This is a genomic window from Ochrobactrum teleogrylli, assembly GCF_037482325.1.
Lineage (GTDB): Bacteria > Pseudomonadota > Alphaproteobacteria > Rhizobiales > Rhizobiaceae > Brucella > Brucella teleogrylli.
On sequence record NZ_JBBHKQ010000001.1, the window covers coordinates 313,408 to 329,501 of the forward strand.

Below are 16,094 nucleotides of genomic sequence, written 5' to 3' on the forward strand. Positions count from 1 at the left end.
ACGCCAGAACGGCTTTCAGAAAACGGGTTTTAGCCCATTAGAGCGCCACGCGTCGGTACGACGCGTAAAGGCCGCTCTAATTTGAGAGTTTGCGCATGATCCTTTCTTCAAATCTATCCGATTTGAAGGGTTATGCGCTTGAAGGACCGCCGAAAGGCGGCGCACGATAAAGGCCGCAAGGCGTGAGCAAGCCGCAAGGCTATAGAACGAGGAGCGACGATGGCTCAGACCCATTCATTCAATGGTCGCAAGCGCGTACGCAAATTTTTCGGCAAGATCCCAGAGGTCGCCGAGATGCCGAACCTTATCGAGGTTCAGAAGGCATCTTACGACCAGTTCCTAATGGTTGAAGAACCATCCGGTGGGCGTCCTGACGAGGGTTTGCAGGCGGTTTTCAAGTCTGTTTTCCCTATCCAGGATTTCTCCGGCGCTTCCATGCTCGAATTCGTCCGTTACGAATTCGATCCACCGAAGTTCGACGTTGACGAATGCCGTCAGCGCGACCTGACCTATTCCGCGCCGCTCAAGGTGACGCTGCGTCTTATCGTATTCGATATTGACGAAGATACCGGCGCGAAGTCCATCAAGGACATCAAGGAGCAGGACGTGTACATGGGCGATATGCCGCTCATGACCGACAACGGCACCTTCATCGTCAACGGTACGGAGCGCGTGATCGTTTCGCAGATGCACCGTTCGCCGGGCGTCTTCTTCGATCATGACAAGGGCAAGACCCATTCTTCGGGCAAGCTCCTGTTCGCTGCTCGCGTCATTCCTTACCGTGGTTCCTGGCTCGACATCGAGTTCGATTCCAAGGACATCGTCTACGCGCGTATCGACCGTCGCCGCAAGCTGCCGGCAACGACGCTGCTCATGGCGCTCGGCATGGACGGCGAAGAGATTCTGTCGACCTTCTACAAGACCGTCACCTATTCGCGTGATGGCGACAACTGGCGCATTCCGTATTCGGCCGAACGCTTCAAGGGCATGAAGATCATTTCTGATCTCATCGACGCGGATACGGGCGAAGTTGTTCTGGAAGCCGGCAAGAAGCTCACGGCCCGTTCGGCCAAGCAGCTCGCTGAAAAGGGTCTGAAGGCCATCAAGGCCACTGAAGACGACCTGTTCGGCGCTTATCTGGCGGAAGACGTCGTCAATTACGCAACCGGCGAGATCTATCTCGAAGCTGGCGACGAAATCGACGAGAAGGTCCTCAAGACGCTGCTCGACACCGGTGAAACCGAGATCAACATCCTGGACATCGATCATATCAACATCGGCGGTTACATCCGTAACACGCTGGCTGTCGATAAGAACGAAAGCCGTCAGGATGCACTGTTCGACATCTATCGCGTGATGCGTCCGGGCGAACCGCCTACGATGGATTCCGCCGAAGCGATGTTCAACTCGCTGTTCTTCGATGCAGAACGTTACGACCTTTCGGCCGTCGGTCGCGTCAAGATGAACATGCGTCTGGACCTTGATGCGGAAGACACCGTGCGCGTGCTGCGCAAGGAAGACATCCTGGCCGTGGTCAAGATGCTGGTCGAACTGCGTGACGGTCGTGGCGAAATCGACGACATCGACAATCTCGGCAACCGCCGCGTGCGTTCGGTCGGCGAGCTGATGGAAAATCAGTACCGCGTCGGTCTGCTCCGCATGGAGCGCGCGATCAAGGAACGTATGTCCTCGATCGAAATCGACACGGTCATGCCGCAGGATCTCATCAACGCGAAGCCCGCAGCGGCTGCCGTTCGTGAATTCTTCGGTTCGTCGCAGCTGTCGCAGTTCATGGATCAGACCAATCCGCTTTCGGAAATCACCCACAAGCGCCGTCTTTCGGCTCTTGGACCGGGCGGTTTGACCCGTGAGCGCGCTGGCTTCGAAGTCCGCGACGTGCATCCGACCCACTATGGCCGTATCTGCCCGATTGAAACGCCGGAAGGCCCGAATATTGGTCTGATCAACTCGCTTGCAACCTTTGCCCGCGTCAACAAGTACGGTTTCATCGAGAGCCCGTACCGTAAGGTGATCGACGGCAAGGTAACGAACGACGTTGTCTATCTGTCGGCCATGGAAGAAGCCAAGCACTCGGTTGCCCAGGCAAACGTGGAGCTGGACGAGCAGGGCGGTTTTGTTGACGAATTCGTCATCTGCCGTCATGCCGGCGAAGTGATGATGGCCCCACGTGAAAACGTGGACCTGATGGACGTTTCGCCGAAGCAGCTCGTTTCGGTTGCAGCAGCGCTCATTCCGTTCCTTGAAAACGACGACGCCAACCGTGCTCTCATGGGCTCGAACATGCAGCGTCAGGCTGTGCCGCTCGTTCGCGCTGAAGCGCCGTTCGTCGGTACGGGTATGGAACCGATTGTGGCTCGCGACTCTGGTGCAGCAATTGCAGCGCGTCGTGGCGGTATTGTCGATCAGGTCGATGCGACCCGTATCGTTATCCGCGCTACGGAAGATCTCGATCCGTCCAAGTCGGGCGTCGATATCTATCGTCTGCAGAAGTTCCAGCGTTCGAACCAGTCGACCTGTATCAACCAGCGTCCGCTCGTTCGCGTCGGCGATCCGATCGGCAAGGGCGACATCATCGCTGACGGTCCGTCGACCGATCTCGGCGATCTGGCTCTCGGCCGTAACGTGCTCGTCGCGTTCATGCCGTGGAATGGTTACAACTACGAAGATTCGATCCTTCTCTCGGAAAAGATCGTTTCGGACGACGTGTTCACCTCGATCCATATCGAGGAATTCGAAGTTGCCGCCCGTGACACCAAGCTTGGACCTGAGGAAATCACCCGCGATATTCCGAACGTTTCGGAAGAAGCGCTGAAGAACCTCGACGAAGCCGGTATCGTCTACATCGGTGCTGAAGTGCATCCTGGCGACATTCTTGTCGGCAAGATCACGCCGAAGGGCGAAAGCCCGATGACGCCGGAAGAAAAGCTTCTGCGCGCCATCTTCGGTGAAAAGGCGTCCGACGTTCGTGACACCTCCATGCGTATGCCGCCCGGAACCTACGGTACGGTTGTGGAAGTTCGCGTTTTCAATCGCCACGGCGTTGAAAAGGACGAACGCGCCATGGCTATCGAGCGCGAGGAAATCGAGCGTCTCGCCAAGGACCGTGACGACGAACAGGCTATCCTGGACCGTAACGTCTATGGCCGTCTGGCCGACATGATCGATGGCAAGGTTGCCGCTGCCGGCCCGAAGGGCTTCAAGAAGGGCACGACGATCAGCCGCGAGCTCATGACCGAGTATCCGCGTTCGCAGTGGTGGCAGTTTGCCGTTGAAGACGAAAAGCTTCAGGGCGAGTTGGAAGCGCTGCGTGGCCAGTACGACGAATCCAAGAAGCTGCTCGAAGCACGCTTCATGGACAAGGTCGAAAAGGTACAGCGCGGCGACGAGATGCCTCCAGGCGTCATGAAGATGGTCAAGGTCTTTGTCGCTGTGAAGCGCAAGATCCAGCCAGGCGACAAGATGGCTGGCCGTCACGGCAACAAGGGCGTGGTTTCGCGCATTCTGCCAGTCGAGGACATGCCGTTCCTCGAAGATGGTACGCATGCCGACATCGTGTTGAACCCGCTTGGCGTTCCGAGCCGTATGAATGTGGGCCAGATTCTGGAAACCCACCTCGGCTGGGCATGCGCTGGCATGGGCAAGAAGATCGGTGAGCTTCTCGACGTTTACCGCAAGACGGCCAATATTGAGCCGCTGCGCGAGACGCTGGAGCACATCTATCCGGACAACGACCGCAACGAACCGATCCGGTCTTATGACAACGATTCCGTTGTCATGCTGGCTAATCAGGTGAAGCGCGGCGTGTCGATCGCAACCCCGGTCTTCGACGGTGCCGTCGAAGCCGACATCAATGCGATGCTGACGGATGCCGGTCTTGCGACCTCGGGTCAGTCGACGCTTTACGATGGACGTACGGGTGAGCCGTTCGACCGTCAGGTGACCATGGGCTACATCTATATGTTGAAGCTCCACCACCTGGTCGACGACAAGATCCACGCACGTTCGATCGGACCTTACTCGCTCGTTACGCAGCAGCCTCTGGGCGGCAAGGCCCAGTTCGGTGGCCAGCGCTTCGGCGAAATGGAGGTCTGGGCACTGGAAGCATATGGTGCGGCTTACACGCTGCAGGAAATGCTTACGGTCAAGTCGGACGACGTGGCAGGCCGTACCAAGGTCTACGAAGCCATCGTGCGCGGAGACGACACGTTCGAAGCGGGCATTCCAGAGAGCTTCAACGTTCTCGTCAAGGAAATGCGCTCGCTCGGCCTCAATGTCGAACTCGACGACACGCGTGATGCTGAACAGCCGGCCCTGCCGGACGCTGCAGAGTAAAAATATCGAGGCGCGCCATGGTCTTGCCGTGGCGCGCTCGTATATTCGTTTCATCAGAGTGGTTTTCTGAGCCGCTGGAGGGAACGAGACTACGGCAAGCCAGTTCAAAAACTGAGTAGTACCGCGATTTCTTTTCCAGATGGCAGGGATTTTCAGCCTGTCATCGACGACACACAGGGCGGCGGATCGCCCTTAAGGAGAACGGCATGAACCAAGAGGTCATGAATCTTTTCAATCCTCAGGCTCCAGCGCAAACGTTCGATTCCATCAGAATCTCGATCGCCAGCCCTGAGAAGATTCTGTCCTGGTCATACGGCGAGATCAAGAAGCCGGAGACGATCAACTACCGCACGTTCAAGCCAGAACGCGATGGTCTCTTCTGCGCGCGCATCTTCGGCCCGATCAAGGACTATGAATGCTTGTGCGGCAAGTACAAGCGTATGAAATACAAAGGCATCATCTGCGAAAAATGCGGTGTGGAAGTCACGCTCTCTCGCGTTCGTCGCGAGCGTATGGGCCATATCGAACTCGCAGCTCCGGTTGCTCACATCTGGTTTTTGAAGTCGCTGCCGAGCCGTATCGGCACGCTGCTGGACATGACGCTCAAGGATATCGAGCGCGTCCTGTATTTCGAAAACTACATCGTGACCGAACCGGGCCTGACCTCGCTGAAGGAGCATCAGCTTCTTTCGGAAGAGGAATACATGATCGCCGTCGATGAATTCGGCGAAGATCAGTTCACGGCTCTTATTGGTGCAGAAGCTATCTACGAGCTTCTGGCTTCGATGGAACTCGAAAAGATTGCCGCCGATCTGCGCGTCGATCTGGCCGAGACCACCTCGGACCTGAAGCAGAAGAAGCTGATGAAGCGTCTGAAGATCGTCGAAAACTTTCTGGAGTCGGGAAACCGTCCGGAATGGATGATCATGAAGATCGTGCCGGTCATCCCGCCGGATCTGCGTCCGCTCGTGCCGCTGGACGGCGGTCGTTTCGCGACGTCGGATCTGAACGATCTGTACCGCCGCGTCATCAACCGTAACAACCGTCTGAAGCGTCTGATCGAACTGCGCGCACCGGGCATCATCATCCGTAACGAAAAGCGCATGCTGCAGGAAGCTGTGGACGCGCTGTTCGACAACGGTCGTCGTGGCCGCGTGATTACGGGCGCCAATAAGCGTCCGCTGAAGTCGCTGTCCGACATGCTCAAGGGCAAGCAGGGTCGCTTCCGTCAGAACCTGCTCGGCAAGCGCGTCGACTATTCTGGCCGTTCGGTTATCGTGACCGGTCCAGAACTGAAGCTGCACCAGTGCGGTCTGCCGAAGAAGATGGCGCTCGAACTGTTCAAGCCGTTCATCTACGCTCGCCTTGACGCCAAGGGCTATTCGTCCACCGTCAAGCAGGCGAAGAAGCTGGTTGAAAAGGAACGTCCGGAAGTCTGGGATATCCTTGACGAAGTGATCCGTGAGCATCCGGTTCTTTTGAACCGCGCTCCGACGCTGCACCGTCTCGGCATCCAGGCCTTCGAACCCACTCTGATCGAAGGCAAGGCAATCCAGCTGCATCCGCTCGTTTGTACGGCTTTCAACGCCGACTTCGACGGTGACCAGATGGCTGTTCACGTGCCGCTGTCGCTTGAAGCCCAGCTTGAAGCACGCGTGCTGATGATGTCGACCAACAACATCCTGCACCCGGCCAACGGCGCGCCGATCATCGTTCCTTCGCAGGACATGGTTCTCGGCCTCTATTATCTGTCCATCGTGGCAGACAAGGAGCCGGGCGAGGGCATGATGTTTGCCGATATGGGCGAACTTCAGCACGCTCTGGAAACCAAGGTCGTCACGCTGCACACCAAGATCAAGGGTCGTTTCAAGACGGTCGATGCCGAAGGCAAGCCTGTGTCGAAGATTTACGACACGACGCCTGGCCGCATGATCACGGGTGAACTGCTGCCGAAGAACGCCAATGTGCCGTTCGATATCTGCAATCAGGAGATGACCAAGAAGAACATCTCCAAGATGATCGACCACGTCTACCGCCATTGCGGTCAGAAAGAGACGGTTATCTTCTGCGATCGCATCATGCAGCTCGGCTTTGCCCATGCCTGCCGTGCGGGTATCTCGTTCGGTAAGGATGACATGGTCATTCCGGACACCAAGGCGAAGATCGTTGCGGACACCGAAGCGCTCACGACCGAATACGAACAGCAGTACAATGACGGCCTGATCACTCAGGGCGAAAAGTACAACAAGGTCGTCGACGCCTGGGGCAAGGCAACCGATAAGATCACCGAAGAGATGATGGCGCGCCTGAAGGCCGTCGAATTCGATCCGGTGACCGGTCGCCAGAAGCAGATGAACTCGGTCTACATGATGTCGCATTCGGGTGCCCGTGGTTCGGTCAACCAGATGCGTCAGCTTGGCGGTATGCGCGGCCTGATGGCCAAGCCGTCAGGTGAAATCATCGAAACCCCGATCATCTCGAACTTCAAGGAAGGCCTTACCGTTAACGAGTACTTCAACTCGACCCACGGTGCCCGTAAGGGTCTGGCAGACACCGCCTTGAAGACGGCTAACTCGGGCTACCTGACCCGTCGTCTCGTTGACGTTGCACAGGATGCGATCATTTCGGAAGTCGATTGCGGCGCCGAAATCGGTCTCACCATGCAGCCGATCGTCGATGCCGGCCAGATCGTGGCTTCGATTGGTCAGCGCGTTCTGGGCCGAACGGCTCTTGATCCGATCCTGCATCCGGCAACCGGCGAAGTCATCGTCGAAGCTGGCCGCATGATCGAGGAAAAGGACGTCGAGATCATCGAGAAGGCTGGTATCCAGTCGATCCGCATCCGTTCGGCACTGACCTGCGAAACCCGTAACGGCGTTTGCGCCAAGTGCTACGGTCGCGACCTCGCACGCGGTACTCCGGTCAACCAGGGCGAAGCTGTCGGCGTTATCGCCGCTCAGTCGATTGGCGAGCCGGGCACCCAGCTCACCATGCGTACCTTCCACTTGGGCGGCACGGCACAGGTTGTCGACTCGTCCTATCTGGAAGCTTCGTATGAAGGCACCGTCAAGCTGCGCAACCGCAATGTGGTTCGCAACTCCGATGGCAACCTCGTAGTGATGGGCCGTAACATGGCTGTGCTGATCCTCGACAACACGGGCAAGGAACGTGCGGTCCATCGCGTGACCTACGGTTCGCGTCTGTTCGTTGACGAGGCCGACACGGTCAAGCGCGGTCAGCGTATTGCCGAGTGGGATCCGTATACCCGTCCGATCATGACCGAAGTTGAAGGCTACGTTGAGTTCGAAGATCTCGTCGATGGTCTTTCGGTTTCGGAATCGGCTGACGAGTCGACCGGTATCACCAAGCGCGTCGTTATCGACTGGCGTTCGACCCCGCGCGGTTCGGATCTCAAGCCTGCCATGGTCATCAAGGACAAGGCCGGCAAGATCCTCAAGCTGTCGAAGGGTGGTGATGCCCGCTTCATGCTCTCGGTGGAATCGATCCTTTCGGTCGAACCGGGCGCGCATGTGAAGGCTGGTGACGTTATCGCCCGTCTGCCGATGGAAAGCGCCAAGACCAAGGACATCACCGGTGGTCTGCCGCGCGTTGCCGAACTGTTCGAAGCACGTCGTCCGAAGGACCATGCCGTCATCGCAGAGATCGATGGTACTGTTCGTTTCGGTCGCGACTACAAGAACAAGCGTCGCATCATCATCGAGCCGAACGACGACACGGTCGAGCCGGTCGAGTACCTCATTCCGAAGGGCAAGCCGTTCCATCTTCAGGACGGTGACGTCATCGAAAAGGGTGAGTACATCCTCGACGGCAACCCGGCACCGCATGACATTCTGGCGATCAAGGGCGTCGAAGCTCTGGCTTCGTACCTCGTGAACGAAATCCAGGAAGTCTATCGTTTGCAGGGCGTTTTGATCAACGACAAGCACATCGAAGTGATTGTCCGTCAGATGCTGCAGAAGGTCGAGATCACCGAATCCGGCGATACCGGTTACATCACCGGCGATCACGTGGATCGTATCGAACTCGACGAGATCAACGAACGTCTGGTCGAAGAAGGCAAGAAGCCGGGTTACGGCAATCCTGTCCTCCTCGGCATCACCAAGGCTTCGTTGCAGACTCCGTCCTTCATCTCGGCTGCGTCGTTCCAGGAAACGACCCGCGTGCTTACCGAAGCTGCGGTTGCCGGCAAGATGGACACGCTGCAGGGGCTCAAGGAAAACGTCATCGTCGGCCGTCTTATCCCGGCCGGTACTGGCGGCATGACCAACCAGATCCGTCGTATCGCGACAGCTCGCGACGAGCTGATCATCGACGAGCGCCGCAAGTCTTCCGGTTCGTCGGAAGCCAATGCGATGCTGGTGGACATGACCAACAACGCTGCCGAGTAATCGGTAGATACAAAACTGAAAAGGCCGCCCTTCGAGGCGGCCTTTTTGTTTGTCCCTTTGAGCAGGAGATGGGGCGCTATGAAAGCAAAAGAAAAAGGCGCATCCGGTTTTCGGAATGCGCCTTGTTCACGGAAGCATTTTCCGCGGAGTGCTTCGCACCCGTACCGGAAACGCTTTCGCTAAATCTTACTCTTCTTCTTCGTCGTCGCCGTCAAATTCGATCAGCGCGACTTCACCGCTCAGAGCGGTTGCCCATGCACTTTTGTGCGGCTCTTCAGCAGGCTCTTCGGTGAGGGTGCCCATCTCAAGAAGTTCGGCTTCATGATAACCTTCCTCAGCGAGAATGCCGAGAACGGTCTGAACCAGATCTTCGTCTTCGTCCGCCTTCAAGAGCAGATGCACTTCGACGGGGGATTCTTCACCCTCGTTCCAGACGTCGGCGATGACCAGGTGGACGGTTGGCGAATCGTCGCCGGTGGATGCAGTGGTGGAAGACATTGAGAATCTCTTAATATTGGGTTGCGTTTCGACTCGGATGTGTTTCAATAACGGCTCACGGGCGCCAACACCATGGTGCCACGTGAAAATGACGGTTTTGATCGCGAAATAAGTGCGATTTCGCGCCGATTACAGCGCAATAACCTGTCCGGCGAAGGCCGAAACGCCGGTTTCCTGCCCTTTGGCGAAGAAACTTGGCCCAACTCCCTTGACGAAACGTCGCTAAAGACGTATCAGCAGCCCATCTGAGCCGATGTGAGGCAGGCTTGTTCGGGACGACGCGTCCTGAAGTTCGTCTCAAACAGGGTTCGTTTTACGATCGAAATGCAATTTGCCGTTCGCATGAAGCGTCAGCTTCCTCTGCTTTTGTTCGGGGTGGTCACCGGTTGTCGTGACTTGTCCCGAATTCGTGCATCAGCATGGCGGTGAAACGGCCCATATGGGCGTGGATACGAGATTTTTTATAGAGGAAGGTTGTATGCCAACCGTAAACCAGCTTATCCGCAAGCCGCGCATTGCGCCGGTAAAGCGCAATAAGGTTCCTGCACTGCAGGCAAACCCTCAAAAGCGCGGCGTTTGCACCCGCGTGTATACGACGACCCCGAAGAAGCCGAACTCGGCTCTCCGTAAGGTTGCCAAGGTTCGTCTGACGAACGGCTTCGAAGTTATCGGTTATATCCCTGGTGAAGGGCATAACCTGCAGGAGCACTCGGTCGTCATGATCCGCGGCGGTCGTGTAAAGGACTTGCCGGGTGTGCGTTACCACATCATCCGCGGCGTTCTCGATACCCAGGGTGTCAAGAACCGCAAGCAGCGCCGTTCGAAGTACGGTGCAAAGCGTCCGAAGTAAGATTTTCCGGGGATACCGGCCGCCAGAAGGCGAGCTGAGCCCGATGTAATTGAAAGAAGAGACGAAATGTCCAGACGCCATAAGGCTGAGAAGCGTGAGATTAATCCGGATCCAAAGTTCGGCGATCTCGTTATCACGAAGTTTATGAATGCAGTCATGCTGCATGGCAAGAAGTCGGTTGCTGAAAGCATCGTTTACGGTGCGCTCGATTCAATCGAAGCCAAGGCGAAGTCCGAGCCGGTCGCGCTGTTCCATCAGGCGCTCGACAACGTAGCTCCGCACATCGAAGTCCGTTCGCGCCGCGTTGGTGGTGCAACCTATCAGGTTCCGGTCGATGTGCGTCCAGAACGCCGCCAGGCGCTTGCCATCCGTTGGCTCATTAATGCTGCTCGTGGCCGTAACGAGACGACAATGATTGATCGTCTGTCCGGTGAGCTGCTTGATGCTGCTAACAACCGTGGTTCTGCTGTGAAGAAGCGTGAAGACACGCATCGCATGGCTGAAGCCAACCGCGCCTTCTCGCATTACCGCTGGTAATCGTCGAAACCTATTCAAAGAGCGACTATCATGGCCCGCGAATACAAAATCGAAGACTACCGCAATTTCGGTATCATGGCTCACATCGACGCCGGTAAGACGACGATGACCGAGCGCATCCTGTTCTATACCGGTAAGAACCATAAGATCGGCGAAACCCACGATGGTGCGTCGACCATGGACTGGATGGAGCAGGAACAGGAACGCGGTATCACCATCACGTCCGCTGCTACGACCACGTTCTGGCAGGGCCGGGATGGCAAGAAGCGCCGCTTCAACATCATCGACACTCCGGGCCACGTCGACTTCACGATTGAAGTTGAACGTTCGCTCCGCGTTCTCGACGGCGCGATCGCGCTGCTCGACGCCAACGCTGGCGTTGAGCCTCAGACGGAAACCGTGTGGCGTCAGGCTGAAAAGTACCACGTCCCCCGTATGGTCTTCGTCAACAAGATGGACAAGATCGGTGCTGACTTCTACCGTTGCGTAGAAATGGTTGGCTCGCGTCTTGGCGCTGTTGCACTTCCGGTTCAGCTGCCGATCGGCGCTGAAAACGAGTTCACCGGCGTTATCGACCTGATCGAAATGAAGGCCCTGACCTGGGATGGCACCATCGGCGCAGCTGCCGAAGTTGGCGAAATTCCTGCAGACCTCAAGGACAAGGCTGAAGAATACCGCGAAAAGCTCATCGAGCTGGCCGTGGAAATCGACGAAGCCGCGATGGAAGCATATCTGGAAGGCACCATGCCGACCAATGATGAGCTGCGCGCGCTGATCCGCAAGGGCACGATCGACGTCAAGTTCCATCCGATCCTCTGCGGTACCGCATTCAAGAACCGTGGCGTTCAGCCGCTTCTTGACGCTGTTGTCGAGTTCCTGCCGGCTCCGACCGACGTTCCTGCCATCAAGGGCATTGACGTCAAGACGGAAACCGAAACGACCCGCGAATCTTCGGATGAAGCTCCGCTGTCGATGCTTGCGTTCAAGATCATGAACGACCCGTTCGTCGGTTCGCTCACCTTTGCTCGTATCTACTCTGGCAAGCTGACCAAGGGCGTTTCGCTGGAAAACACCGTCAAGGGCAAGCGTGAGCGTATCGGCCGTATGCTGCAGATGCACTCGAACAGCCGTGAAGACATCGAAGAAGCCTTTGCTGGCGACATCGTTGCTCTGGCTGGCCTCAAGGAAACCACCACTGGCGATACGCTCTGCGATCCGCTGAAGCCGGTTATCCTTGAACGCATGGAATTCCCGGATCCGGTTATCGAAATCGCGATCGAGCCGAAGACCAAGGCCGACCAGGAAAAGATGGGCATCGCGCTCAATCGTCTGGCAGCTGAAGATCCTTCGTTCCGCGTAAAGTCGGATGAAGAATCCGGTCAGACCATCATCGCCGGCATGGGCGAACTTCACCTCGACATTCTCGTCGATCGCATGAAGCGCGAATTCAAGGTTGAAGCCAACGTCGGTGCTCCGCAGGTTGCTTACCGTGAATCGATCACCCGTCAGGCTGAAATCGATTACACCCACAAGAAGCAGTCGGGTGGTTCGGGTCAGTTCGCTCGCGTGAAGATCATCTTCGAACCGCATGATGGCGACGATTTCATCTTCGAATCGAAGATCGTCGGCGGATCGGTTCCGAAGGAATACATTCCGGGTGTCCAGAAGGGTATCGAAAGCGTCATGGGTGCGGGTCCGCTCGCCGGCTTCCCGATGCTCGGCGTGAAGGCCACCCTGATCGACGGCGCGTACCATGACGTTGACTCGTCTGTTCTCGCCTTCGAAATCGCGTCCCGTGCAGCGTTCCGTGAAGGTGCGCAGAAGGCTGGCGCTCAACTCCTCGAGCCGATCATGAAGGTCGAGGTTGTTACGCCGGAAGATTACGTTGGTGACGTTATCGGCGATCTGAACTCGCGTCGCGGTCAGATTTCCGGCACCGAAGCCCGCGGCATCGCCACGGTCGTCAATGCAAACGTTCCGCTGGCCAACATGTTTGGCTACGTGAATTCGCTGCGTTCGATGTCCCAGGGCCGTGCACAGTACACGATGCAGTTCGACCATTATGAGCCGGTTCCGACGGCGGTCGCACAGGAAATCCAAAAGAAGTTTGCGTAATCGGAGCGCATGTCTCCCGGAAGTGGATACCGGTTCCGGGAGAAAGACATGCGTAATCTGAAGGTTACGCTCCCAATCAAAAGAATGCCTGAGCAGGCTAAATTTACGGAGAGCTCAAATGGCAAAGAGTAAGTTTGAACGTACGAAGCCCCACGTTAACATCGGCACCATCGGTCACGTTGACCATGGCAAGACCTCGCTGACTGCAGCGATCACGAAGTTCTTCGGTGAATTCAAGGCGTATGACCAGATCGACGCTGCACCGGAAGAACGCGCCCGCGGTATCACGATCTCGACGGCTCACGTTGAGTACGAAACTGCCAACCGTCACTACGCACACGTCGATTGCCCAGGCCACGCTGACTATGTGAAGAACATGATCACCGGCGCTGCACAGATGGACGGCGCGATCCTGGTTGTTTCGGCAGCTGACGGCCCGATGCCGCAGACCCGTGAGCACATCCTGCTCGCTCGTCAGGTTGGCGTTCCGGCAATCGTTGTGTTCCTGAACAAGTGCGACCAGGTTGACGACGCAGAACTGCTCGAACTGGTTGAACTGGAAGTGCGCGAACTTCTCTCGAAGTACGACTTCCCGGGCGACGAAGTTCCGATCATCAAGGGCTCGGCTCTTGCAGCTCTCGAAGATTCCTCGAAGGAACTCGGCGAAGACGCAATCCGCAACCTGATGGACGCTGTCGACAACTACATCCCGACCCCGGAACGTCCGGTTGACCAGCCGTTCCTGATGCCGATCGAAGACGTGTTCTCGATCTCGGGTCGCGGTACGGTTGTGACGGGTCGCGTTGAGCGCGGTATCGTCAAGGTCGGCGAAGAAGTTGAAATCGTCGGCATTAAGGCAACCTCGAAGACGACGGTTACCGGCGTTGAAATGTTCCGCAAGCTGCTCGATCAGGGCCAGGCTGGCGACAACATCGGTGCACTGGTTCGCGGCGTTGGCCGTGACGACGTTGAACGCGGTCAGGTTCTCTGCAAGCCGGGTTCGGTCAAGCCGCACACCAAGTTCAAGGCAGAAGCTTACATTCTGACCAAGGACGAAGGTGGTCGTCATACGCCGTTCTTCACCAACTACCGCCCGCAGTTCTACTTCCGTACGACTGACGTGACCGGTATTGTGACCCTGCCGGAAGGCACGGAAATGGTTATGCCTGGCGACAACGTTACCGTTGACGTTTCGCTGATCGTCCCGATCGCCATGGAAGAGAAGCTCCGCTTCGCTATCCGTGAAGGTGGCCGCACCGTCGGTGCAGGCATCGTCGCTTCGATCATCGAGTAATTAAGGTTTGTGCAGGAGCGTCTCTCCGGAGACGCTCCGCGTAACAAGGAACAGATGAAATGAACGGTCAAAATATCCGCATTCGCCTTAAGGCGTTTGATCATCGGATCCTTGACGCTTCGACGCGGGAAATCGTGTCGACTGCCAAGCGTACCGGTGCAAATGTGCGCGGACCGATCCCGCTTCCAACACGGATCGAGAAGTTCACGGTAAACCGGTCGCCGCACATCGACAAGAAGAGCCGCGAGCAGTTCGAGATGCGCACGCACAAGCGTCTTCTCGATATCGTTGACCCGACCCCGCAGACTGTTGACGCGCTGATGAAGCTCGATCTGTCCGCCGGTGTCGATGTCGAGATCAAGCTTTAATCGGCTTGAGGACGGAAGGAACGAACCCGATGCGTTCAGGTGTTATTGCACAGAAGCTGGGCATGACCCGCGTCTATAACGACGCCGGCGAGCATGTGCCGGTGACGGTTCTCCGCATGGAGAATTGCCACGTGGTAGCTCAGCGTACAGTTGAAAAGAATGGTTACACGGCTGTTCAGCTTGGCGTTGGTATCGCCAAGGTAAAGAACACGTCCAAGGCTATGCGCGGTCATTTCGCGAAGGCCGAGGTCGAGCCCAAGGCGAAGCTTGCGGAATTCCGCGTTTCTCCGGACAACCTCCTCGAAGTCGGCGCGGAAATCACCGCCGAACACTTCGTCGCCGGCCAGAAGGTCGACGTGACGGGTACTTCGATCGGTAAAGGTTTTGCCGGTGTTATGAAGCGTCACAATTTTGCTGGTCATCGCGCCTCCCACGGTAACTCCATTACCCACCGCGCTCACGGCTCGACCGGTCAGCGTCAAGACCCGGGTAAGGTGTTCAAGGGCAAGAAGATGGCTGGTCATATGGGCCAGACCCGCGTGACCACGCAGAATATTGAAGTTGTCTCGACGGACACTGATCGTGGCCTCATTCTGGTCCGCGGTGCGGTTCCGGGCTCCAAGGGCGCCTGGATCATCGTCCGCGACGCAGTCAAGGTCTCGCTGCCTGAGAACGCGCCGAAGCCGGCCGCTCTGCGTGCAGGTGCCGCCAAGGCTGAAGCCGCCGCGACTGAGGGAGCCGAATAATGGATCTCACGATTACAACTCTTGAAGGCAAGGATGCCGGCAAGGTCAAGCTGAACGAAGATATCTTCGGCCTCGACCCGCGTGACGACATTCTTCAGCGCGTTGTGCGCTGGCAGCTGGCTCGCCGCCAGCAGGGCTCCCATCAGGCTCAGGGCCGTGGCGACGTAAGCCGCACCGGCGCGAAGATGTACAAGCAGAAGGGTACGGGTCGCGCTCGTCACCATTCGGCTCGTGCTCCGCAGTTCCGCGGTGGTGGTCAGGCTCACGGACCAGTTGTCCGTAGCCATGAACACGACCTGCCGAAGAAGGTTCGCGCTCTTGGCCTGCGTCATGCTCTTTCCGCCAAGGCAAAGGCATCCGACCTGATCATCATCGATGATCTGGCGGCTTCCGAAGCCAAGACGAAGCAGCTTGTTTCTCAGTTCGCCAAGCTCGGTCTTGAAAATGCACTGCTCATCGGCGGCGCAGAGATCGACGTGAACTTCCAGCGTGCGGCTTCGAACATCCCGAACATCGACGTTCTGCCAGTGCAGGGCATCAATGTTTACGACATTCTTCGCCGTGGCAAGCTCGTGCTTTCCAAGGCGGCTGTCGAAGCCCTCGAGGAGCGTTTCAAATGACTGATCTTCGCCATTACGACGTGATCGTCAGCCCGGTTATCACCGAGAAGTCTACTCTGGTTTCTGAACACAACCAGGTCGTCTTCAACGTAGCCCGCAAGGCAACGAAGCCGGAAATCAAGGCTGCAGTCGAAGCGCTGTTCGGCGTCAAGGTTACCGCAGTCAACACTGCAGTGCGCAAGGGTAAGGTCAAGCGGTTCCGCGGCATTATCGGGCGCCAGAGCGACGTCAAGAAAGCGATCGTTACTTTGGCTGAAGGCCAGAGCATCGACGTTTCGACCGGTCTCTGAGAGGCCTTGGAGTA

The 16,094-nt window shown here is 57.1% G+C and carries 12 protein-coding genes; 11 read left to right on the forward strand and 1 reads right to left on the reverse strand.

All coding sequences use genetic code 11. The annotated features are described in order from the left end of the window. Positions 1-219: 219 nt before the first annotated feature. Together rpoB and rpoC are read left to right on the forward strand one after the other, a co-directional pair. Complete coding sequence (gene rpoB, locus WIX40_RS01560; protein WP_109369234.1) at positions 220-4,353, forward strand: DNA-directed RNA polymerase subunit beta; 4,134 nt, start codon at positions 220-222, stop codon at positions 4,351-4,353. A gap of 206 nt (positions 4,354-4,559) precedes the next feature. After that, the gene (gene rpoC, locus WIX40_RS01565) at positions 4,560-8,762 is read left to right on the forward strand and encodes a DNA-directed RNA polymerase subunit beta' (protein WP_109369233.1); all 4,203 of its coding nucleotides are present in this window, start codon (positions 4,560-4,562) and stop codon (positions 8,760-8,762) included. 186 nt (positions 8,763-8,948) lie between these two features. Here rpoC and WIX40_RS01570 read toward each other — a convergent pair whose 3' ends face one another. Next, complete coding sequence (locus WIX40_RS01570; RefSeq protein WP_109369232.1) at positions 8,949-9,260, reverse strand: hypothetical protein; 312 nt, start codon at positions 9,258-9,260, stop codon at positions 8,949-8,951. Between the two features lie 72 nt (positions 9,261-9,332). Here WIX40_RS01570 and WIX40_RS01575 point away from each other — a divergent pair, with 72 nt between their 5' ends. The 9 genes from WIX40_RS01575 (at position 9,333) to WIX40_RS01615 (ending at position 16,080) form a co-directional block, all read left to right on the forward strand. Continuing rightward, a complete protein-coding gene (locus tag WIX40_RS01575) occupies positions 9,333-9,509 on the forward strand; it encodes a hypothetical protein (protein WP_167836016.1) in 177 nt (58 codons plus the stop codon). Between the two features lie 229 nt (positions 9,510-9,738). Then, entirely contained in the window at positions 9,739-10,110 is a 372-nt protein-coding gene (rpsL, locus tag WIX40_RS01580) for a 30S ribosomal protein S12 (protein ID WP_006471111.1), read from the forward strand. Between the two features lie 66 nt (positions 10,111-10,176). Then, a complete protein-coding gene (gene rpsG, locus WIX40_RS01585) occupies positions 10,177-10,647 on the forward strand; it encodes a 30S ribosomal protein S7 (protein WP_109369231.1) in 471 nt (156 codons plus the stop codon). Between the two features lie 30 nt (positions 10,648-10,677). Next, positions 10,678-12,762, forward strand: a complete 2,085-nt coding sequence (fusA, locus tag WIX40_RS01590) for an elongation factor G (protein ID WP_109369230.1) — start codon at positions 10,678-10,680, stop codon at positions 12,760-12,762. 118 nt (positions 12,763-12,880) lie between these two features. Beyond that, positions 12,881-14,056 (forward strand): elongation factor Tu, encoded by a 1,176-nt coding sequence (tuf, locus tag WIX40_RS01595; protein ID WP_109369229.1) that lies wholly within the window; start codon positions 12,881-12,883, stop codon positions 14,054-14,056. Between the two features lie 59 nt (positions 14,057-14,115). Next, the gene (gene rpsJ / locus WIX40_RS01600; RefSeq protein ID WP_002964363.1) at positions 14,116-14,424 is read left to right on the forward strand and encodes a 30S ribosomal protein S10; all 309 of its coding nucleotides are present in this window, start codon (positions 14,116-14,118) and stop codon (positions 14,422-14,424) included. Between the two features lie 29 nt (positions 14,425-14,453). Beyond that, positions 14,454-15,170 carry a 50S ribosomal protein L3 gene (gene rplC, locus WIX40_RS01605; RefSeq protein WP_109369228.1) on the forward strand — a complete coding sequence of 239 codons (717 nt, stop codon included), beginning with the start codon at positions 14,454-14,456 and terminating at the stop codon, positions 15,168-15,170. Beyond that, the gene (gene rplD, locus WIX40_RS01610; protein WP_078340772.1) at positions 15,170-15,790 is read left to right on the forward strand and encodes a 50S ribosomal protein L4; all 621 of its coding nucleotides are present in this window, start codon (positions 15,170-15,172) and stop codon (positions 15,788-15,790) included. Before rplC ends, rplD begins: the two co-directional genes overlap by 1 nt. Beyond that, on the forward strand, positions 15,787-16,080 hold the full coding sequence (locus WIX40_RS01615; protein WP_078340773.1) for a 50S ribosomal protein L23: 294 nt from the start codon (positions 15,787-15,789) through the stop codon (positions 16,078-16,080). The genes rplD and WIX40_RS01615 overlap by 4 nt, the downstream gene beginning before the upstream one ends. Positions 16,081-16,094 lie beyond the last annotated feature (14 nt).